18 protein-coding genes and 2 pseudogenes are annotated in these 22,290 nt (G+C 36.9%); 6 read left to right on the plus strand and 14 right to left on the minus strand.

Going from position 1 to position 22,290, the window contains the following annotated elements:
• The first annotated feature begins 352 nt into the window (after positions 1-352).
• Entirely contained in the window at positions 353-1,321 is a 969-nt protein-coding gene (locus QM481_RS10975) for a hypothetical protein (RefSeq protein ID WP_283381800.1), read from the plus strand.
• A 4-nt stretch (positions 1,322-1,325) separates the two neighbouring features.
• Complete coding sequence (locus QM481_RS10980) at positions 1,326-2,519, plus strand: ISL3 family transposase (RefSeq protein ID WP_283381801.1); 1,194 nt, start codon at positions 1,326-1,328, stop codon at positions 2,517-2,519.
• Positions 2,520-3,180: 661 nt separating this feature from the next.
• On the opposite strand, the gene QM481_RS10985 is transcribed toward QM481_RS10980, so the two are convergent.
• The 7 genes from QM481_RS10985 to QM481_RS11015 all read right to left on the minus strand — a co-directional run bounded on the left by QM481_RS10985 (position 3,181) and on the right by QM481_RS11015 (position 7,507).
• The gene (locus QM481_RS10985) at positions 3,181-3,828 is read right to left on the minus strand and encodes a hypothetical protein (RefSeq protein ID WP_283381802.1); all 648 of its coding nucleotides are present in this window, start codon (positions 3,826-3,828) and stop codon (positions 3,181-3,183) included.
• A gap of 153 nt (positions 3,829-3,981) precedes the next feature.
• Positions 3,982-4,446, minus strand: coding sequence for a hypothetical protein (locus QM481_RS10990; RefSeq protein WP_283381803.1), 465 nt, complete (start codon positions 4,444-4,446; stop codon positions 3,982-3,984).
• Positions 4,443-4,748, minus strand: coding sequence for a hypothetical protein (locus QM481_RS10995; RefSeq protein WP_283381804.1), 306 nt, complete (start codon positions 4,746-4,748; stop codon positions 4,443-4,445). Before QM481_RS10995 ends, QM481_RS10990 begins: the two co-directional genes overlap by 4 nt.
• A 103-nt stretch (positions 4,749-4,851) precedes the next feature.
• A complete protein-coding gene (locus tag QM481_RS11000; RefSeq protein ID WP_283381805.1) occupies positions 4,852-5,094 on the minus strand; it encodes a hypothetical protein in 243 nt (80 codons plus the stop codon).
• 164 nt (positions 5,095-5,258) lie between these two features.
• A complete protein-coding gene (locus QM481_RS11005; protein ID WP_283381806.1) occupies positions 5,259-6,053 on the minus strand; it encodes a hypothetical protein in 795 nt (264 codons plus the stop codon).
• Between the two features lie 505 nt (positions 6,054-6,558).
• Entirely contained in the window at positions 6,559-7,071 is a 513-nt protein-coding gene (locus QM481_RS11010) for a hypothetical protein (RefSeq protein ID WP_283381807.1), read from the minus strand.
• 274 nt (positions 7,072-7,345) lie between these two features.
• Positions 7,346-7,507: a hypothetical protein gene (locus QM481_RS11015; protein WP_166553127.1), complete on the minus strand. Its 162-nt coding sequence runs from the start codon at positions 7,505-7,507 to the stop codon at positions 7,346-7,348.
• 568 nt (positions 7,508-8,075) lie between these two features.
• Between QM481_RS11015 and QM481_RS11020 the strand changes: the two genes are divergently transcribed.
• The 4 genes from QM481_RS11020 to QM481_RS11035 all read left to right on the plus strand — a co-directional run bounded on the left by QM481_RS11020 (position 8,076) and on the right by QM481_RS11035 (position 9,987).
• A complete protein-coding gene (locus QM481_RS11020) occupies positions 8,076-8,429 on the plus strand; it encodes a helix-turn-helix domain-containing protein (RefSeq protein ID WP_283381808.1) in 354 nt (117 codons plus the stop codon).
• A gap of 388 nt (positions 8,430-8,817) precedes the next feature.
• Positions 8,818-9,105 carry a hypothetical protein gene (locus QM481_RS11025; protein WP_283381809.1) on the plus strand — a complete coding sequence of 96 codons (288 nt, stop codon included), beginning with the start codon at positions 8,818-8,820 and terminating at the stop codon, positions 9,103-9,105.
• Positions 9,106-9,137: 32 nt separating this feature from the next.
• A complete protein-coding gene (locus QM481_RS11030; RefSeq protein WP_283381810.1) occupies positions 9,138-9,380 on the plus strand; it encodes a phage integrase SAM-like domain-containing protein in 243 nt (80 codons plus the stop codon).
• A 136-nt stretch (positions 9,381-9,516) separates the two neighbouring features.
• Positions 9,517-9,987 carry a tyrosine-type recombinase/integrase gene (locus tag QM481_RS11035; RefSeq protein WP_283381811.1) on the plus strand — a complete coding sequence of 157 codons (471 nt, stop codon included), beginning with the start codon at positions 9,517-9,519 and terminating at the stop codon, positions 9,985-9,987.
• A 240-nt stretch (positions 9,988-10,227) separates the two neighbouring features.
• On the opposite strand, the pseudogene QM481_RS11040 reads toward QM481_RS11035, so the two are convergent.
• From QM481_RS11040 to QM481_RS11065, 7 genes and pseudogenes are all read right to left on the minus strand, one after another.
• Positions 10,228-10,488: pseudogene (locus QM481_RS11040) on the minus strand (ISAs1 family transposase); the annotation flags it as partial.
• A gap of 388 nt (positions 10,489-10,876) precedes the next feature.
• Positions 10,877-11,056 (minus strand): annotated as a pseudogene (locus QM481_RS24905) (transposase family protein); the annotation flags it as partial.
• A gap of 461 nt (positions 11,057-11,517) precedes the next feature.
• Positions 11,518-12,945: a glycosyl hydrolase family 28 protein gene (locus QM481_RS11045; RefSeq protein WP_283381812.1), complete on the minus strand. Its 1,428-nt coding sequence runs from the start codon at positions 12,943-12,945 to the stop codon at positions 11,518-11,520.
• A gap of 67 nt (positions 12,946-13,012) precedes the next feature.
• The gene (locus tag QM481_RS11050; protein ID WP_283381813.1) at positions 13,013-14,842 is read right to left on the minus strand and encodes a glycoside hydrolase family 97 protein; all 1,830 of its coding nucleotides are present in this window, start codon (positions 14,840-14,842) and stop codon (positions 13,013-13,015) included.
• 99 nt (positions 14,843-14,941) lie between these two features.
• Positions 14,942-16,594, minus strand: a complete 1,653-nt coding sequence (locus QM481_RS11055) for a hypothetical protein (RefSeq protein WP_283381814.1) — start codon at positions 16,592-16,594, stop codon at positions 14,942-14,944.
• A gap of 433 nt (positions 16,595-17,027) precedes the next feature.
• Complete coding sequence (locus QM481_RS11060; RefSeq protein ID WP_283381815.1) at positions 17,028-19,559, minus strand: glycoside hydrolase family 2 protein; 2,532 nt, start codon at positions 19,557-19,559, stop codon at positions 17,028-17,030.
• Positions 19,560-19,705: 146 nt separating this feature from the next.
• Positions 19,706-22,171, minus strand: a complete 2,466-nt coding sequence (locus tag QM481_RS11065; RefSeq protein ID WP_283381816.1) for a glycoside hydrolase family 95 protein — start codon at positions 22,169-22,171, stop codon at positions 19,706-19,708.
• Positions 22,172-22,290 lie beyond the last annotated feature (119 nt).

The raw sequence follows: 22,290 nt of genomic DNA on the forward strand, positions 1-22,290 counted from the left end.
TATAGGATAAGAGCGTAATCTGCATTGATTTTCTAAGGATATATAAATGCCTTGAATTTCGCTAAATTACGGTTTTTACTTATCAAAATAGACGGAGTTGTCTGTAAGCATTATCATTAATTAAACCTACTTGTTACAAACCGTGATAAAGTCTATTAGCTCAAAAATAAAAAAGTAGGTTATGGTCGCAAGTAATGAGAAAAGTAATAAGTGTTTAGCTGAATCGAAAGTAGAGTCATTAAATTAACATACAACCTAAGTAATAGTGCAAAATAAAACTCAACTAAATTTATCAGTATATTTGAGATAATTTTAAATGCAATCATTATTCATAACTCAGCACTTATTTTATATGGAAATTTCATTGAACAAAACATCTAGTGTGAAAGGGGAAACAGTGACAATGACGTTAAAGCATGCTGATATTGACCATTATGAGCAGGTACAAGTTGAGATTTTTGATACGAAAGAACCTAATCCAACTTCAAAGCTTGGTTTTGGAACATCGCCCAAGCAAGTAGCTGATGGATATTATGAGGTTGTTTTTAATACTAACGATTTAGCTTTGGGTATATATGAGATACGGCATATACTACTACATACAGGAAAGCATAAACTAGATGATAAACTGTTTTTTAATGCTGGAAGTGACTTTAATAGAACTTTTTTTGAAGTTATATCTGCAAATGATAAAGTTAAAACAAGTAGTGAAATTAAAAACGAAGTAATAAACTTTGAAATAGAAAATCAAATAAAGTTTACAGAAGGTATCGATATAAGTAAGACTTTTAAAAATTCATTTACTGTATTTATTTTAGTAAAGAGACTGTTAATTGGGGCACGTTATAGATTTGACAAGTTTGAAATTATTCCTCTAAATAGGGGACTTGATACTCTAGACGAACTCTGCTTTACTAACTCATTTTTAAAGGATTTTACAAGTTTCAATCTTGATTTTCCTTATAATGAAACGATGGCGCTTCATTCTCAGAGTGGAAACCCTGTTAGTGTAGTTTATTTCCCAAATATAATCGCTGATAATCCCGATGACGCCAAAGCTTTTGCTTTAACTAAAACAACGTTCTTATTACAAGCATTCTCTCTGACAAGGGGTGCAACAGGAGATGTTTTCGACATAGTATGTATTGATTTAAAGAGCGGAAATGGAACAAGGTATTTCTTCCAAAAAGGATATGTCGGAAATTTACTAACAGGTAATTTTTCTGGGGAAAATCCCCAAAATTTAATAAAGTCTATAGAAACTCTTGAGACAGACTTATTTAAAAGGTTTGGTTCTTTGAATATTTTTGTGGAAAGTTAAATATATGTCGGAAAACAGTTTTTACGAAAATCTTCTATCCTTGCCAGATTTGAAGGTCGACTCAATAGAGCACTTACCCTCCAAGTTAGTTATTCACTGTCATCTATCGGTGAAGACAGGTCAATGTCCTGTTTGTCAGCAAAAGACAACAAGCATTAATCAATATACTGAACGTGTTTTACAAGACTTGACCATAGTTGGCAAACAAGTGTATTTAAAAATTCGCATACCACAATTCGAGTGTCAAAACTGTCATCGTTATTTCAGTTATGAGCTACCTTTTGCGGATGCCAATAAAAGCTATACATATCGTCAATCCAAGTGGATATTTGAACTTTGTAGCCAGCAACCCTTCACAGAAGTAGCGGCTTTGGTAAACCTCAGTAACAAAACGGTTGAACATCTTTATTATGAGCATGTTAGCAAACGCCTACAAGTAAAAGAGCGTTTTAAAAATGTTCGCCAACTTGGTATTGATGAATTATCACACCGAAAAGGCAAAGGTGACTACTGTTGTGTCTTAACCGATTTAGAACGAGGAACTCATTTAGACATTCTCCCTGATCGAAAAAAAGAAACGATAATCGCTTATTTTAATGATTTAGGGGCTGGAATTTGTCAGCAAATCCAAGTTGTGTCTTGTGACATTTGGGACTCCTATATTTTGGCATCCAGACAATGTTTTCCCAATGCGGAGATTACATTAGACCATTTTCATATTGTCAAAGCCCTTAATGAATCTCTCGATGCGGTCAGAAAATCGCTTCGTAAAGCTTATCAAACCCATCAAGAGTTCAAAAACATTAAATGGCTATTGTTTAAGCAAGCTCAAAACTGCACAGAAGAACAAACTCATTTATTGAACCTGGCTTTTGAAAAAAGCCCCACTCTACACCAGTTTTATATACAACGTAACCGATTCCATACCATTTACCAGTGTGCTACTGATGCTGAAAATATGACTCATTTACTTAATGATTGGATTGAACAAGCTACTAAATTAGAGCATCCTAAAACCAATAAGTTTATTAAAACACTCCAAAATTGGATGACAAATATTGCTTCATATGCGAATACTTTTGCCACCAATGCAGTAACCGAAGGACTCAATAATCTCATTCGGCGCATCAAAAGAATATCGTTCGGTATGCCTAATTTTGAGCATTTGAGGTTAAGAGTTTTAGCAAAAAACATTTAGTCCACAAAAATGTTCCAAGAACCAAAGGTTTTTAGTTTCGTTACACAAGGAAGCACTTGCAGAAGAAAATATAGACTTTAAATTCTTACGATATTGGGGTATACTCGAAATACTTGCCGAAAGTAAAAACTATAATGAAAAAGATAACTTAAGAGACTTTGATGGTACTGAGATTTATATAGAAAAAAATGGATGTATTGAACTAGACAAAAACAATAATCCGATTCCACAAAAAATAAAAGGGGCAGCTCCAATAGTTTTCAATTTATTTAAAGAGCACTCTTTAGGTACCCCAAAAATAACCTTAGAAAATGTACGTATGTGGCTAAGTCTTAGAAATGCTGTAGCTCATTTTGGTTCAATTACAGAATGGCATAAATTGAAAAGTCAAAATGATAAATTTTATGCAAAGCAGGCATTGAGTATAATTGACAACTCCCCTAATTTCAATCCTATACTATTTAATTTAAAAGAAAATACGAAGTTAATATTAATGCGAGAATTGATTAATTCATAGATTATATCTACAAAGTTTAATGTGTAGGCAGGCAAATACTAAGACACATAGGTAATTTCAATAATAAGATATATTGTTTACGATATAATTATTTAATTACTTAATTCCAACAAAGGGAGTTCATTTGAACTCCCTTTATCTTTACTATCGTGCATTACCTGCAGCAACTCCCACCAAAACAACGATAATACCCGTTGCTATGCCGTAATTGCCCCAAACCTTTCTTGATTTCTTCTTCTTTGCTTCCTGTGTATATCCTGTAACATAGTCAGGGTTTTTGGTTAATGCTACATTTGGGAATGTCAAGTGGTCTTCATTTGGCGTTGAAACTGACGTCGCTATGGCGGGAACAAGTCCTACTAATGGTCCCAAAAATAGGGTTGTTAAAAATGTACCTGTTCCTGCGCCCTTATAACCCTTGTAGTATATTTTTGCATCGCTTTTCCCTTGTCTAAACATATCCGCATAGTCTTGTTTTGACATAGGTTCTTCCTTAACATAAGTTTGTGTTGGAACTGGAGAACTTACGTAGTTTGCATTACTATTTGGCTTTGAATCTGTTTGAAATACATCCTCAGAACCAGATTTATACTTCACTTTTACAATTTCTGATTTTTTCTTTATGTAGAGAGGTCCATCAATGTTTGAAAAGGATTTGTATTTAATTTCAAGGTCGTTTATCTCTAAAACCTTTGCCACGACTTTGGTATTGTTTTTAAGAAATAAGGTGTCTTGTGCATTAATAGCGAAGCTGAAAATTAACAAAGCAAATAGTAAAAATAGTTTTCTCATTGTGTAAAATTATTAGGTTGTAAATTATTAATTGATTTATTGAATACTAGCTGAGAACTCCACAATTATAGAACTACATATATAAACGTTGAAGCGAGCACAAAGGTAAAAAAAAAGTGATAACCGAAGTTACCACTCAATAAGTAATTCAAATCATCCATTATCCAAAAAATTCTTATTGTAAAACTCCTCAACCGCCTCAGCCATCTCCTCAGTCATTTCCTCAAATTTCCCCCATGCTGGTTCTAGTCCTGATTCGTTATACCAATCCTGACAGTTCTTACTATACGATGGCTTCCAGTCAGTAATTTCTTGGTCGAGTTTATCTCTGATATTTTGTGAAGCATTGCTACTGTCTAAACCCAAAATATTAAATAGTGCTTGCGCTTCGTAGTATTGGAGCTTTAGCCTTTTTAATCCATTCTTCTTTATTTTAATGAGCTCTGGACTAACCAAGAAGCAATTGGTATAAAGTGTAGCAACTACCAATGCTGGTTCGATTGTTACTGACTTCTGGACTCGAAAGTGTGCTTTAATCAATTGGTATTGTCGATAACTAATAATTCTGAGAACTTGATACTCATATAGGTCAATGTCGAGATAAATAAGATTAATCATTTGTCTAGTTGGTTTGCTACTTCTATAAATTGACAGAATCCCTTGATGGCTTGCTTGAGCTTTTTATTCTCAGTCTGTAACTCTTCTATTTCTTTGTTGGACTTGTGTCTGTGAGAATTATAGGTTTGTCTAAGCCCTTGTAATTCCTCTGTTTTCTCTCTGTAATCTCGTAGGATAAATTCAAAGACAGATTGTCCCGTTTTAATATTTTCTTTCTGCATGACTTGATTCATTATTTCAACCAAATCTGCATTTTCGTTGTTGTCTAACCCACGTAGGGTCATTGTTGAGAATTGTTTCATTTGGATAGGATTAAAAAGATGATGACTAAAAATGCTGTAAATACATTTGCGACGGTTTCTGCCAGCAGTTCGACTTCTAGGTGTTCTTTGATTCTTTTCATTGTTAGAGAAGCTTGTGAGCGTTGTTTTTGCAGTTGGCTTTGTGCGTAAGTTGGATGTTGTAATTGATCACTACAAGAATGTATTCGCAACTATCAACTTCTATCAGAGAAATTCCATGCTGAATTTGTTGATAGGGTAGAATATGCCTGTATTTAATGGAAGGTGATTCTCTTTGTGAAAAAGCCAACACTGCCAGTAGAATAAGTGCTCCGACAATCGAGGTCTTTTTAATTTGAAATTTCATTTTGCTATCAATTTAGAGTGGACTTTTGCCTGAGCTGTGTGAGCAGCTTTGAATTTTGCTATCAAAATTTGCTTAAAAGCGAGCTGCATTAATTCCCTGGTCTTTTAATTTGCTATCAAAATTTGAGCGTCCGAAATTGGCAGACGCTCAATTCCTTCTTTTAGCTATTTGATGCCGTAGATTTGACGTTTTTTCGCTTCAAATTCCTCTCTGGTTCTTTGCTGTCTCTCAATACGAGCTTCTTTGGCTTGTCTGGCTTCTTCGTGGGTTGGTGTTGCGGCAGGTTGTGGAACATTTGCTATTTTATTGTTAAAATTTGTTCCATCATAACTAGGGAATCGAACCTTAACACAATCCTTGAAATAGCCGTCAATTCGTTCCTGTGGGACTGTATTTGATTTAGAAAGGGTCAACATATATTCGCATAGATGTTCGTAGTTTTTGAAGAAATTGTAGTTACGTGGGAGCTTCACATTAGCAAGCTCTTCTTTGTACTTTTTACCTCTGGTTTGTTTGTCTGGAAACTGAGCATACAATACTGCTTCAAAATTAGGGTTTTGCTTTGCCTCAACGCATCTGACATGGGTATCAAAAAGCTTATTGAGAATAGTATTGATTATAGGGTGCTTCATTATCTTTTCAGAGCCATTGAAGCCTTGTGGGGAGATTGTTAAGAATGGAGTGGTGTCAGGGTTCAAAACGCTATAAAAGTCGATTCTGAGGCATCTAAACACGTAGCCTTTGGTAAATAGCATGGTAAGCTTTTGACAAAGTACATAGACCTTATCTTCGTTCTCACGGTGGTTATTCAGCATAGAGTATCCAACCATTTCCTGTGCTGAATTCTGAGTGGGGTCTAACTGAATCACCCAATAGAAGCTTGATTCTTGTTTGTTACCATAAAGTTTACGTGGTGCGATGCTAGCGAATTGGCTTTGAGGAATCTGAAAGTTTGACATTGTTTTGTGAGTTTAGTTTTGAGCAAAGAATTCCCATTCAGGCAGGGGCGTCCTATCTGTTATTCTGTTAGGGAACAGTAATAAAATCTAAAAAAAACACGTTAAGAGTTATTCTAACTAAAATGTTATGCTACTATGATTAACAAGAAATGTTAGAATAACATAATGAATAACTATGGAATAACAGAGCGCGACTCTGAAAAAAAACTGCTAAAGTACAGGCAATATTTACCCACCCTAACACAAAATTATGTTTGGAAAAAAGTGTATAAATCCCCCTGTTAGCTACGCAGGCAGAATTAACGAGTCGCTATATACGTGATTGTCTAGGATGAATCCATAAACGGAATTTTTAAAGATGAAAGGTTACTTACAAAAGGCTTACGCCTAGTTCAACACAGGGAATCGAACCCACTTACCAAGGATACTTTCTTGATAAAGCCAACAATGTTGAAATAAACACCCAACCCAAGCGAGTCGGGTGTTTATGATGCTCTCTCTAAACTTACTTCATTGTGGGTGCTACCATTCGATAGCCCGCAATATCTTTTTTATAATGGTACTCATATCGTGGGTCAACTTTCACGAGCGAGCCGTCAGTCAATAACAATTGTTGCATAGAATAACCCGAATAAGCAATCCTCTGGATTTTACTAGACAGGTCAACTTCTTTTAGTTCCTCTTTTCTCTCCTCAATAATCTCTTCTAAATCAATCTGCTTTACTACGTTTTTTCGTGGCTCAGGCTTTATTGGAGGAGCTATTCTTGCAGGCTTTTTTCTAGGGTTCAAAATCGAGTCAAGCACGTAATAGGGATGCTCAAATTGTCGGTCAGGTGCTAGAATTATTACCATCAAATCATAACAGTCCATTACATTAATTTTACAAGTATCAAGCTTGTAGTTTTCATGGAAAACCCTAGGGTTCAACCCTATCTCCTTTAGTTTTACCCTAAAAGATTCTTGTTGATTAGCATCCATGATGTCATAGACTTTGTTGAGGATATTCGGACGTTTCATAGGTTTAAGGAATCTTGTCAGTGGCTCTTTCGTAGAGCCACATCCCAAATACAACCAAACAAACTAAATCAAATAAGACAGACATTTTACAAACAGTTAGTAGGTGGTCGTCTATTGTTCTTAAAGTACCAAGCCATCAGTAATCCTCCGATTACGAAGCCAGCATAAATGTGAAAGTCGCTATTCATGAGCTTAATATTAGAGTTGAAAATGACAAAATTAAGTAAAAATCAACTCATCAGTCGAATACCAACTTGTTGGGACGTTTACTTGTTTACTCATCGGTGTCTTTGCCGTAAAGCAAATCCCTCAAAAACTCAGAACGATTAAGTACTTCACCCAACATCGAGATTGAAAAAGCACCCATACACATTGCAAGTATAAACTGCATAAGTGGGTCGGCGGACAAAGAGCGAACTAATTCAGGTATATTCATGGTGTAATAAAGGGTTAAATGAATGTAATGAACTATTAATCGAGTAAAATAAATTGCGTAATTGGTCAAAGAGGACAAGGGTGGTAATAAAAATGCAAACTTCTAAACCCCACCCCGTAAAAGTCTTCCTTGATTTCCCTATGTTGAACAGTTTAAGGGAACTTAATTAATAAGGGTATAAGGATTTAAAGTTGTCTTAAAGTAAAGTTGATGTAACTTTATAACAATTTGAGTTCTTTTAGGAAATAGTACTCTTCTTTTTCAGTGATAACAATGTATCCACAGAGTCTATTTTGAACAGACCTAACAGTTTTTCCAATTTTGCCAGCAATGTTCTTTAAGACAATCCCTTTATCAGGTCTGGATTTCTCATTGTACGCTTTTTGAATTTCTGCTAATCTTGACATCTCAAATAAAATTTTAACATAAAAACAACACTATTTTACAACTTTCGTTGTACTTTCGTTTAGCTTTCATCTAAACTCTTGGCAAATATTAAACTTTATTTTTGTTTGTCAAAGAAAAATGACAAAAAGTTTAGTTTTTTGAAAACTTAATTCATAATCACATGAAAAATTTTGCAGAAAAATTGAAAAAAGCTCTTAAAGACAAGGGTGTCAAGCAGAAAGAACTTGCTGTAAGAATTGGAATGTCAGAAGCAGGACTCATTAAGATGATTGCAAATGGTTCTGTTCAGGTTGAGACACTTGAAAGAATTTGTGAAGAGCTACAGTTACCAATTACATATTTCTTAGAAGTTGATATTAAGCCTGAGGGCTTTTGGAAGAAGCTAGTTGAGGACACAATGGAAGAACTAAATCAATGGAAAATAAGAGCCTACAAAGCTGAATCCCAATTGACGCAAAGCGGAAATTTTAAGTATGTTAGTAGAAGACAAGGCGTGTTGGCTAGTGTGGCATAGGTTTTTTTTTGCCCCATTTACTAACATTTTTACTAACAGTTGCAAGTTTAGACTTGTAATGCCCTGAAAATCAACAAGGTTCGAATCCCTACGAGACCACAACCCAGATACTTAAGGACTTGCAAGCGAGCTATTTAGCTCGCTTTTTTGTTTTATAACGGATTTTCTTCAATCGTCTGAAATACCTCAAAAAGCCCCTCTACTTGCAACCAAGGCACTTTTTTAATTTTACTAACATTTTTACTTACATTTTCATTTTTGTGGTTTTTGGAATACTTTTTGACCTGTGTTTAAACTTTTATAATTTCTTATTTAATACACAGTTTTACCAAATGTTAAAAAATTAAACAACTACCCACCTAGAAATGTAAGTTACACCCCTATCAACATGTTATCATTCTATTACTGGTTTCGTGAAGGTAAAACCAAAGATGTTGGTTCAATCTCCTGCGAAATTCGGGTTGATGGTGAAAAGTCCGTTCCAATTTCTACTAAAATCAAGTTAAACCGCAAACAATGGAATCCCAAAGAACAGTGTTTTCAAGGCAAAGAGGCTGCAAAAAATCAAAAGCTCATGGATAACCATGAATTACGTTTTACCCAAATCTACAATGAGATTAGTTTTGAAAAACCCAACGAACCAATTAGATCTGATGAAATCCTTCTTAGACATTAGGATTGCTAGTGGTAAAGAAAGCTTTTACGTTTATGGATATCTTCAAGGAGTTTCTCCACGATCAAAATCAATTGGTTAAAGCGGGGAAACTCAAGAGGCAATCTGTTACTGGTAAAGAGTCTAAATTTGAAACAATTAAAACATACTTGATTAAGAAATCTTTAGAGCAAATTAGAATGGATGAAATAGACCATGTATTTCTTGAGGATTTTAAGTTCTACCTAAATATTTCCAAATATGAAGATAGTACGATTGAAAATACCTATTTATTATAAAGGGAGTGGCAAGATACGCCGTATCTAAAGGCTATACTATACCCAAGAGCGAAAAATTGAGGAATATAGAGTTGATAAGGCTAAAGCCAAAGACCCAGTATCACTTACTCAGGAGGAGCTTGACAGAATTGATAAAATGGGATTGCCAGATAGTCATAGGAGGACTTTTGATATATATCGCTTCTGTGCTGAAACATCCTTGAGCTTTACGGATTATGATACGCTATGTGAAGAGGATATTGAAATTGATTCTGATAATACCCTCTGGATAAAATTGGGTAGGGATAAAACAGATACTAGGCAACGTGTGCCTCTTAATGAAAAGGCGATGAATATATTCAACAGATATGGATCAGATGTGAAAACTCTTCCCAAAATGTCAAACTCTAAATTGAATGTACATATTAAGGAGATTGCAAAGAAAGCAAAGATAAATAAGTATCTAACATTTCATACTTCAAGAAAGAGCTTTGTAGATAATGGTATAAATGAACTCAACTTACCAGAAAGTACAATTCAGGCTATTGTTGGCTGGAAAGACAGTAGACAACTGTCAAGGTATGCTCGGGTCAAAGATTCTACTATTAAGAAGCAGTTTTTGAAGTAAAAAAATGGAAAACTAAGTATTAATCATTATTTATCAGGTTAAATGCACTTAAATACAAAGAAGCGTATTGATGATATAATTATTATTGCAACTAGTGATTTTTCTTCTGTTTTTGATGCTCTCTTTGTCTGGAATTTTAGTTAAAATCTGTAAAGCTATTTTACGAATCGTTGCAAAATTTTCAGGGGCATTTTCAGATTTTGTCTTTTGAGTATCTTCCAAGAAAGTTACGTCTAATTGCTACGGAACGCCCGTGTGATGAAGGTTGTTTTCGATACGCCAATGATTACGAATAAAAGTATTAAATTCTTTTGGTTCAAGGAGTAAATTACTTAGGTAATACAGATATTCAGAGGTGGCATTACCGTTGATTTCTCGTTTGAATTCGACCATAATAATGCTTTTGAGGTATTGCCAATTTACTAAATCATCATAAAATTTCAAGTTTTTTTCGACATAATAAGTTCTGGTTTCAATACGATTATTACCGAAATCAATGTGTTGATAGTTAGGTGATAAATTTTTATTTAAGTAATTCTGTCACTGACTTGTTAGTTGATTTGCTTATTGTTGTTTTTCAATGCCAATAGGTAATTGCCATTTTTTTGCTAGCAAGAAATGACATCAATCGTTACCAAACTCTTGTTAAAGTCAACAAGGCTTTCGAGCAGGTCGGGAATCGCCGTCTGGCATCTGTTTTTTTTTATCCTAACACCAACTGATGTTCTGAAACCCATGCATTCACAATGTAAATGCCTGACTTTTTGCAACCTGATGTTACCGTTCCACAAAGTACCTTACCATTAATAGAGATGTGCGTCAAATGCTCGTTGAGATTAGCCAAAATCTTTCTTGACCAACGATGATGGCTATCTGAAAACTTTTTTATTCAAAAATTTAAAGACACTATTGAACGTATCGTGTGATGGAATGCCATTGGGCAGCTCCAAAAACGTGTGTAAAATTCAATTTCTTCAAAATCGTTCGCTCTGCAAACAACAACACAATTCGAAATAGTTAAGATGTCAATTAATTCGTGTCTTTTTCGCCTTTTCTTACGAAAATCAGGTACATCCTCAAAAAACTATCAAAGTTCATCTCGCAAAGCCCTTATTTTAGCTTTAGCTCTCAATGATTGGGATTGATTTAAAATGTATATTCTGTTTTACAAGCAAGCCAAACTTGTTTCTGAGAAAAATATAAGCCTTCATGATTCTAGAATGTATATCATCTTTTTAGAATAATAAACTGTTTCTCGGCAAAGTCTTTTTAAGTGTGTCCTAAAATCTCTGTTTTACCTCTCAATGTGAGTAGTCTTTGCTTTTGCGATAATATGTTTTAAGGTGGAATATGCTTTTGATAAAGTGTCCTGATAAGACTTCCAGTCATCAGTGCAGTAAGACTCAATATATAAATGACTAATTTTTTTCATCAAAGCCTTACAAGATGAGTCGTTTTGGATTTTAGGACACGAAGATACGCTTGGAAACTAATTTCTAATATCTTTTAAATTGGCTGATAAATATATCTCTACTCTTTTAAAAGTACACCTTGGGTATATTTGCCTTGTATGATTTCTTGTTTGAAACGCTTTTGGTCTAATTTGACTTTGTTAATATAGATATTTTGGAAAATGACATTTTTGACTAAATGGTCTTTGTCGTATCCTTCTAGTATAGAGGGCTTCAAATTTGTCCCATTATAAAAAACGTTTTTGAAAGAGATATTTTCAATTCCTCTGCCCACTCCAGTATTATATTTTGCATTGTACACTACCCTCAGATTCAATAATTGCCCTTCTTGGTAATCATCTACATAGATATTTTCAAATGAAATATTTCTTACCAAGTTAAAATCGCCATCAGTAATTGCCATACATCCTTCATAATCGGGGTCATCTTCATCCTGTTCAAGGATGTGTATGTTTTTGAAATGAATATTCTCAATGGTGTCTCCAGCATAGGAAGTGTCGCCGTGAATACCGATGTTAATGGGATGCGCTACATCCGCCCAAAGCGTGGCATTGGTAATAGTATAATTTTTTGCGCTCCCAAAATAATCCCATCGATGACCGTAAATGGCAATACAATCATCTGAATTTCGCATAAAAATACCATCAATATTCACATCTGAACAGCTCATTAAATCTATACCATCGCTCCAGCCTCGACAACTAAAGGATTTGATATTTTTGATACGGATCCCTTTGCTTTGTCCGCCAAGGATCGTGTAGTGATCTGGGTTTCTAAAAATGATGCCTTCAATTTCGATGTTTTTACTGAAGGTGATTTCCAAACCTCGATGTGGGTTATCGATGATTCCTCTTCCAAAAATCTTTACATTTTCTACCTTATCGCAAATGAGTTTACCTTTCAGAACTGCTCCACCATCAATATATACCTTTGTATTACTTGGAATCACAAACCCTTTTCTGAGAGAATCTGTTGGGTTATGTAGACCAGGTCCAAAATATAGGACATTTTTATCCGTCGATTGAGGAATGTCCTTTAAGAGATTGCCTGCGAAAATATGAAGGTTGTGAAGTTTATCACCATTGATTTCCAGCGACAAATTTGCGGGTGAATTTAAGTGAAAAAATATAGTATTATTCACCAGTTTGTAGTTCAATCCTTTAGGTTTTGGTCGGATGTTAAGCGTTTGAATATTGCCATTGTTCTTTGTAACCGCAACTTCTACCTCTTTTTCAAAATCAAAATATACCATTGATGCTTCTTGCACATTATCGGCATCTACTTTGACTTTATACTCGTAAAGATCTTGCCATTGCCCTCCCTTTGAACGAACTCGGACGGTAAAGTCATCATTGTGAGCTCCATAATACAAAGCTTTTGGTACTGAATATATGCTTATTTGAGCACTTAAAGTTTGAGATAGAAGGAACCATCCCAAGGTAAATATTCCAAGAAGTCTTTGCTTTGCTAATAGTATATAGTGCATGATTTTTCTGTAAATAGATTTCTTTAAATTTTAAGATGGACCAAAATTGAAGCTTGAAATACCTCATCTACTTGATTTCTTCCAGTATAATGGCTTGTCCGCCTTTGGCTTTGATGTTAAAAGGAACTACACTGTTTTTCTGTATTGTCATCACTCGTTTATGAATCGTTTTGAAATTCTCATCATCCTCATAGATTGACATTTTGTACTTTTTCCCAGCAGATAAAAAGTCTAAGGTCAACTTTCCTGACCAGTCGTTGAAGCCTGTTGCTGTTCCTACAAACCAAGTTGTTCCTTTGCGTCTGGCTACGCTAATATGCTGACCAATTTCACCCTGTAAATAGCGACTTTCATCCCAAACAGTAGGAACGTGCGTAAAAAACTCTATTTCACCTTCGTTTTTATAGTCTGCGGGATTCCCATACCAGAAAATGGCTTGGAGGGGACTAAAATATACTACCGACAACGCCAACTGCTGTCCTCTGCTTACCAATAATTTATTAGAAAAAGATTTTATGCTATTAGGATAACAGTACGTATAATCAGCAGCGCCAGCCAAATAACGGGTAAAAGGAAGTACCATATTATGGAATGCATCGGGTGCATTTTCGTTGCCTCGAATACCTTCTTGTGTGAGCAAATTTGGGTAAGAATGACTCAAGCCTGTGGGTTTGTAATTGTCATGTATATTGAGGATAAAACCATAATCAAGCGTTTTTTTAATGGCATAGTTCAGCCAAGTAATTCCTTTTTGACTTAAACCATCTACAAAACCAAACTTAAATCCTGCAACGCCCCATTTTTTGTAAAGCGGTAAAATTTCGTCTAAATGAGCCAGTAAGCCTATTTTATTGACATACAAAATCACGCCAACGCCTTTCTCTTTTCCATGGGCAATTACTTGATGCAAATCGAGTTCAGGAATAATTTGTGTTGGGTCTGAGGAAGTTCTAAACTCAGCGCCATACCAACCTGCATCAAACATGATATACTGAAAATTGTGAGCTGCGGCAAAATCTACTCCAGCAAGTCCATCTTTCGTATTAAGTGATAAACGAAGTACTTTGCCAGGTTTTATCCAGTTTGGAATAGTGTCGTTGTAAGCGGTTGTAAGTCTGAACGCTAAATCGCTAAATTGATGCAATTCTACAGCCGAAGAAGCCACGCTGATAGTTCGCCAAGGCGTAGTAAATTCACGGTCAAAAACAACAGAATCTTTTCTAAATGCGATGCCTAAAGAATGAGGTTCCATTCCTTTACAAAGCTCGGCTTTGGTATAGCTGCGATTATCAGCCTCGCCAATACTCAAGTACTTTTTTTCGTGAGTCAGAGTTGATGGAAAATCAGAGGTTTTAGTCAGAGAGTCAATAAGCGTAGGTTTAAAAACAGATTCTTCATTATACTGATATAGAGTGAAGTTTTGAATCAAATTAAAGGTAGTATATTCCTTTTTAATCACCTCTACTTGATTTTTGGTGGGCTTGGGAAGTACGTAGCGAAATGCGATACTGCTGTCAAAAGCCCTAAAAATGACCTGAAAAGGGTATGAGTTAGATTGACAATTTAGCGTTAGCTCATGATAATGATTCATAATTTTTGCGTTTTCGCCTAATCTCCATTGAATCATTTCATTTACAGTACGCTTTTGTTGTTTAAGAATACTCACTTGTTGTCCTAGGACTTGTTTTTGAAGTCCCAGCCCCATATTTGACCAATCGACAATGGGTTTACCTTGTTGCTCTATTTTATAAACTAACTCTTTTTTGTCATTGACTTTGACTAGGACTACGGTCTTCTTTGAAGGAGAAGCAAGCCTGTAAGTCTGAGACAGCCCAGCATGCTGTCCTATCAAGGCAATCATACCAAATATGATAAGTTGGTGGAGTATTTTTTTCATGAGTTAATACTAAGTTTAATATGAGATAAGATGATATAACGAATAGTCTTAGTTTTTACAGCCTTCGATAAAGCGTAAGAAATGAAGCATGACCGAGAACTATTTTTGATGGATATAAAAGGTTTGACTTTCAGATTCTGCAGTTTTAACCTTTGGCGAATGCGTACGACCATATTGCCAAGCAACCACTGTCACAGCGATAGGAAACTTCGCTTTGGGAGGGATTGCCGTAATAAATATTCGATTTCCTACTATCCTCGCAGGGCCGCTTTCTACATAATATTGAACTGGCAAATTTGCATTTGAAGTAGCTTTTAGTGCAAAGGATTTCAGGGAAGTGGGTATGTCTTCTATTTTAGGGAAGGTGATTTCCTGAGATATACCTTCTAGATTCTTAGCTGGAATCCGAATTTTAGCTTGTTGTACTGCTGGTTTGTAAGTAGAATTTCCTGGATATTTAATAGCTAACCACAAATCATGAGCCGTTTCATGGTTGTAGCCACGTTCAAAACTGACCTGAAAAGTTCTTTGATTTATTTGTCGAAAAGGACCTGCAATCTTTTCTAATTTAATACTGGAGGCATCATTTGGATGATTTATCGGAGCTCCCGCAGGCATTTTAGTCCAATCGACAAGTCGCGGACTTATAGCTGGAACAGTATCCAAGAAAGTTGGTTTTAATTGAAACGATATTCCATCCTGAAGAGGCTGGAAGGATATATCAAGCTGTTGATGAGTATTCTGTTGAGCAATGGTAGCGCCATTTTGTTCTACTCCAACTAAAGCTGGTTTTTGACCTCTAAAACGAGCTTGGTATTGCTCAACCGCTTTTGCGGTTTGCTTATCAAAAAACCAAAAAGCATCCTCCTTTTTTCCTTGAAAAGTTGATATGGAAGCTGCTTTTGCAGAAGGTTCTCGATTCAATCTGAATCGTTCGACCAACCAGCCAGTCTTTTGTGGATCGATGGGTTGAAGTTTGGCTGGTATTTTCCCATTATAATTTTGGGGATAACGATACTGTACGGCTTTTTTGATATAAAAAGCCAGAAAGGAAGTTTTTTCATCACTTGTAGCAAAATGCCCTTCAGCAGGACAAGCTAGCATACTCAAGGGCATATTAGGATGCTCATTACGTTCTTTTAACCCTTCGTTTGCCCATGTTTCGGCGACTTCATATTCTCCCATGGTTTCAAGCGAGGGAATAAAATCAATAGTGCGATTTCCCCAAATATTGGGAGCAAATGGTTCTCCTCTAAAATAGGGCCATTGTCCGCTTACTGATAGTGCAGCTATGGTTCTTTCTGGATTCCAAGCCGCCAAATAATAAGGCCAACTTGCTGCCGCTGAATGCCCTATTGCCAAATAGGGAACGAAGTTTAATTCCTCATAACCAGAAATTTTAGCCACATATGCCAAAATAGTGTCCAATGTTTTTCCTGAACCTTTTTCAAAGTTAAAGAAAGGGTCAAAAGAAGGTGAAACCCAAATCTCGGCAAAATCCAGCTTTGTTAATGCATCTCTAAAAATTTTGCTTTCTAGAATCGATATTTCTTCCATATTGTGCTGTGCCAACACAATACCTTTTACTTGTTTGCATTTTTCGGGTATCCATAAATAAGCCTTTGCTGTTCCTTTATTTCTGGCAGGGTTTTGTACTACTGTTGACCATTGCCATACTTGCGCATTCAATGTCATTTGAGAGAATACCCATAAGATTATATTCACCAAAAAAATCCTCATTACTTTCATCATTGATACATTAAATAGATATTCGAGTTTGCATTCAGATGCCTTCTGAGTATAAGAGATTTTTTAGGGTGGGAGATAACCTTTTTCTAGTAGTTATTATAAAATATATTTTATTTTGGATCTGATTACTGGACAAAACGAGTTCTTCAGGAGTTTGGACTGCATTACTGAATTTCACAAAACAGTTTTAAACTGTTTAAAAAAGTAAGTCTAAGACTAAGTCCTGAACGAGGAACTTCAATATTGTTCAGTAAAATGATTTTGAAAATATTGAAAAGTGATTGATTTTCAGTAAAATGCAATTTAGGAAAGTGGGTTGTATTTTCGAAACCCAATATTCAAAATGAATGGTGCTACAAATCAAATCCTACTTCAATAAAATAGGCTACAGGTATAACCCGTAGCCTATTTGTCTCCCAATTTTCAATTCCATTTTTCAATTCCCATAGACCTCAAACTCAGATAAACCTATGAGTGAAATCGTATTTCTTCTGTCAAATTTGATTCGTATCAACCCTGCTTTGGTTGGTTCTTTGAACGTATGCGTAAGCAAGGTTTCTTTTTGTACTTCTGTGTTATGTGTCGAAATAGTTTTCCAGTTGATGCCATCATTGCTGATTTCAACGCTATAATTGATGATACCATCTTGCGGGAAAGCGACTTTTATTTCTGTAAGTTTGTAAGTATTCTCTAAGTCGATTTGCAACCAGGTGTCTTGCGTTGTTGTCTTGGCTTTCCAATAGGTTTGTAAAGACCCATCATTCACATAGCGACCTGTATGGTTGGCTTCTTCGCTTGATACACGAGTAGGGCGGTTAAATACCAAATTGACTTTTCCTTTGCGTTCGGCAGGTACGATGTCGTCATATTTCACATAAGGGCGTTCAGTGATTTTTGGCGTCGTACTTGCCAAAAATGCAGGGGCATTTTTAGAAACAATCGTAATGAAGGCATCTTCTAAGCCCGACGCTGATGCTTTGATGACCGACGTACCAGCATAATGCGAACGAAACTCAATGGCTGCTTTCCCATCTCTTATGGCAATATTAGATTGATTAGAGAAAGTGATTGACGAGCCCCCAGGGAACTCACCTGGTCCCGAAACCAAGCTAAGAGTAACCTCTGGCGAATTGCTTAATTCTCTTCCTTGTGCATCTAATACTGTTACTAATAAATGTACGTCGTCTGTTCCGTCGGCTTGTTGAATCACGGTTTTATCAGCACTCAATTTGAGTTTGGCTGGTGTTCCTGCCACAGTCGGAGCTGGCGGTTCTATGCCTCTGTATGCTTTACGGTACCAATACCATTTGTTTTTGGGAATACGCTGATAATCAATGATTCCCATTTGTCCTAACTGACCTGCGTGCGTACCATAATCAAAACCTGACCAAATGGCTTGGCCGCTTCTCCATTCAAATTGTGGCTGAGATTCCATATCGCCCCAACCAGCGTCGTATTTGCCCGGACGAAAATCAATCACCGAACCATATTCACTTACAACACTTGCTACGCCTGGTTTGATAAACAACCTTGCACCATCGCCATTGTAGCCAGCTATATCGCCTAATTTATCAATTTCTCCTCGTTGCGAACCACCGATAGCCGCCGCTCGTGTTGGGTCGAGTTCGTGGCTATACGCTACCAATTCTTTCAATAGTTCACGTACTTTTGGCATGGTGCTTTGGTGTGTAAAGAAAGGCTCGTTACACATACTCCAAGTAATAATAGAAGGGTGGTTACGATTGACACGAATCATTTCTCTTAAACTGGTTTTCAAGCTTTCGCCAAAAGGCTTGCTGTCTTCGTCATAGTAAGGATAAGTACCAGGCCCTTGAAACCAACCGCCTTCGCCTGTTGCTCCACCAACGCCCCAAAAGTTGTTTTCCGACCAAAACAACATCCCCAATTTATCGCAAGCGTCAGCAAAAGCTGGGTCGTGTGGGTAATGTGAGCCACGGATAAAGTCGAATCCTGCGTCTTTGATTAATTGTACATCACGGTAAAAACCAGTGTTCGTTACGGCACTCGCCCAACCTGCGTGGTCTTGGTGTACGTTTGCCCCTTTGAAATAATAATGTTCGCCATTTAAGAAAAATCCTTTGTCGGCTGTCCATTCAACCCATCTAAACCCAAAAGGTGTTTCGTACTGGTCAAGCAATACTTTGCCGTTTTCATACAATTTGCTCACCAATTTATACATAAATGGATGCGTTGGATGCCAAAGTTTGGGCTGAGGAATGCTATTGCCTGTTTGTTCAAAAGTTACTACGCCGTTGGCAGGAATCGTTTGATTAGACGAAAAAGTATCTACAACCTTGCCCGTTGGGTCAAGTACTGAAGTGCGAAGGGTTATTTTTTTAGGACTATTGTTTTTGTTTGCTACTTCGGTACTAACCGATACAAGGCCTTCTTTTGCCGAAACTTTCGGTGTTTTAACGAAAGTTCCATACCATGTTACGTGCGTAGGATTGGTGACAATCAACGAAACGTCACGGTATATACCTCCTGTAAAATTATGGTCGCCATTGCGAGGGGCAATTCTTGGACTCCAATGATTCGATAATCGAACTGCAATGGTATTATCACCCACTTTAAGGGCTTTGGTAATATCGAATGTAAAACCCGTGTAGCCACTGGCGTGTGTACCTACCAATGTACCATTGACAAACACTTCGGCTTCACGGAAGGCTCCTTCAAACTCCAAAGAAACGTTTTTGTTCTTCCAAGAAGCTGGCATAGTGATATGTTTGCGATACCAACCAAACCCAACATACCAACGAGCTTCCTGATAATACGGTAAACTAAAGTTATGTGGAAGATTGATATTTTTCCATGCCTTATCGCTAAACGCTGTTTTTTCGGCTTGTGTCGTATCTCCTAAAAAGAACTTCCATTCTCGGTTGATATTGATTTTACTTCTGACCGATTGAGCGTTTAAAACGCCACAAAAAAGGCAAAATAATGCCATAATCCCTATTTTAGGGATAAAGTGTTTATTACAGTTCATCGTTAACAAAAAATGGGAGCTATTAGTGAGCCTATGTTTTAGTTTTGGAAAAATACTTGAATAGAAGTGCCAATCGTAATATTGACACCTCTATTCAGTACACATCTTTATTTTGCTGTAACAAAATAAATTTTGCCTTTAATCGTGTTAAAAGTGGTGGTATAGCCAAAGGTATCTTTTACAGATTTTACGGAAAGTCCTTTGATAGCCACTGGCGATTGAGTACGAATCACACATTGTTCGCCCACCAATGATTTGAGGGTAGCTTGTTTTAAGCTTGCATTTTCCCATTGAATCGCTACTTCAAAGCCATTACGAGCTTTTAGGCCTTTCACTTCCCCTTTTGCCCATACTTCTGGTAAAGCGGGTAATAATTCTATTTCGTTGCTGTGGCTTTGCATCAGCATTTCGGCAATCCCTGCCGTTCCGCCAAAATTACCGTCAATTTGGAAAGGCGGATGGGCACAGAAAAGATTATAGTACGTTCCTCCAGCATCCGACATATTGATGCTGTTGTTGTAGGTTGGTTTTAAAAGATTTTGTAATAAAACGTGTGCTTTATTTCCGTTCTTTAATCTCGCCCAAAAGCTAATTTTCCAAGCCAAACTCCAGCCTGTACCCGCATCTGTACGTACTTCTAAGGACTTTTGGGCTGCTTTGGCATAGGCTGGTGTTTTGTAGGCATCTATCCATGAACCCGGATAAAGTGCATACAAATGCGATACGTGGCGGTGTGTGATGTCTCTTTCTTTAAATTCTTCAGTCCATTCCATCAATCTGCCATCGCTTCCAATTTTCGGAAGTGTAAGGTTGTCGAGGGCCGTTTGGATATTGACTAAAAGAGGGTCTTTGTCTTGGAGTTCTTTGGCTGCCAATAACACAGTACTAAAAATTTCCTGAATCACTTCTTGGTCATGGCTCGGTGCCATACTCATCGAAGCCACCGAGCCATCGGGAGCATAAAAAGAGTTTTCTGGCGAAGAAGTTGGCCCCGAAACAAGTTTTCCTGTGCGTGGGTCTTTTACCAACCAATCCAAGTAAAATTCAGCCGATTTAAGCAAAGCAGGATATACTTTTTGAAGATATGTTTTGTCTTTGGTGTAAGTATAATGTTGCCATAAGTGCTGAGAAACCCAACCGCCAGCGGCAATGTGCATACCCCAACTTGGATGCTCGCCTGGTGATGTATAGCCCCACACGTTTGTTACAGGGTGTACAATCCAGCCTTTTGCTTTGTATTGAATGGCAGCGGTGCGTTCGCCGGGTTTTACAAGCGATTGAATCAATTCGAGTAAAGGCGTATTGCATTCAGCAAGGTTTGTCACGTCGGCAGGCCAATAATTCATTTGTGCATTGATGTTCACGTGGTAGTCGCCGTTCCAAGGCGTTTGAATTTTATTCGACCACATTCCTTGCAAATTGGCTGGCAAGCTTCCTTTTCTTGAAGACGACACCAACAAATAACGCCCAAACTGAAAATATACTTCTTGAATATGTAAGTCGTTGCCCGAAGCATTATTGGTCAAACGAACATTTGTTGGAATGGTATCAGTGGTTAGGTTTGATAAGTTTAAGCTCGCTTTGCTCATCAAAGACGAAAAATCTTGGGTATGATTTTTTAGCACCAAAGCATAAGGTTTGGCTATTACTTGAGCCAATTGTTTTTGCGTAGTTGTTACGGGATTTTCTCCTATAAAAGTAGGATACACTTGCTTGTAATCGGTAGAAGCAACGACATACAACGTCACTTCGTTAGCATTTTTTACGTCTAATACACCATTTTGATACGTGATACTTCCACCTTGACTAAGGGCTTTCAAACGAGTAGCATACTTCATGCCATCGCCTTTGTTGCCATTATGCATGCTACCAGTCATCAACAACTGGTCTTTGAGGGTTTGTATCGTAAAGCGTTCTGGACGTGTGAGGGATGATTTGAAGCTCAAAGCTCCTTTTTTGTTCGCTGTCAGCCGAATGACCATCGCACGGTCTGGGTTGCTCACAAATATTTCTCTTGTAAAATCAACACCGTCTTGGCTATAGCGAATTTGTACAAGTCCTTTGCTTAAATCCAATCGGCGAGTATAGTTAGTATAGGGTGTGTTCTTCTCGAAATCAAGCTGTAAATCGCCTAATAATTGATAACTTCCATAAGGGTCGTTTGTACCATTTCCTTTGCCCGTACCAGCCCCTTTAGCGATTTGTGTTCTGTTCGTTAATTCGTTGGCTTCTTTGTATTTACCTTCAAAAAGTAATTGTCTGATTTGGCTCAGATAAGCCGATGCGTCGGGGTTGTTGTTGTCGCTTGGGCTACCCGACCACAAGCTTTTTTCGTTAAGTTGAATACGTTCTTGATTGACATCGCCAAATACCATTCCCCCCAAGAAGCCATTTCCAATGGGGAAAGCTTTAAGCCATTCGGGGTCATTGTTCCATCCTTTGTTTACGTCGGCTATCTTAGCATTGGCAGGTTGTTTGTACCATACATATAAAGGAGGATTACTTTGCTGAGCAAAAATTTGATTGGAAAAAACTATCAACACGACCCAAGAAAAGAGGGTTTTTGAAAACATTTTTTTAGTTTTTGGGTAAAATATCATGATATGGAATTGAGGTAAGTAATTTTTACTACAAATGGAGTTGTCCTGTATTATATTAGAATTATGCAAAAATACCTTATTGTACTTCTCAA

Origin of the sequence: Flectobacillus rivi, from assembly GCF_030056655.1 — a bacterium.
GTDB classification, from domain to species: Bacteria; Bacteroidota; Bacteroidia; order Cytophagales; family Spirosomataceae; genus Flectobacillus; species Flectobacillus rivi.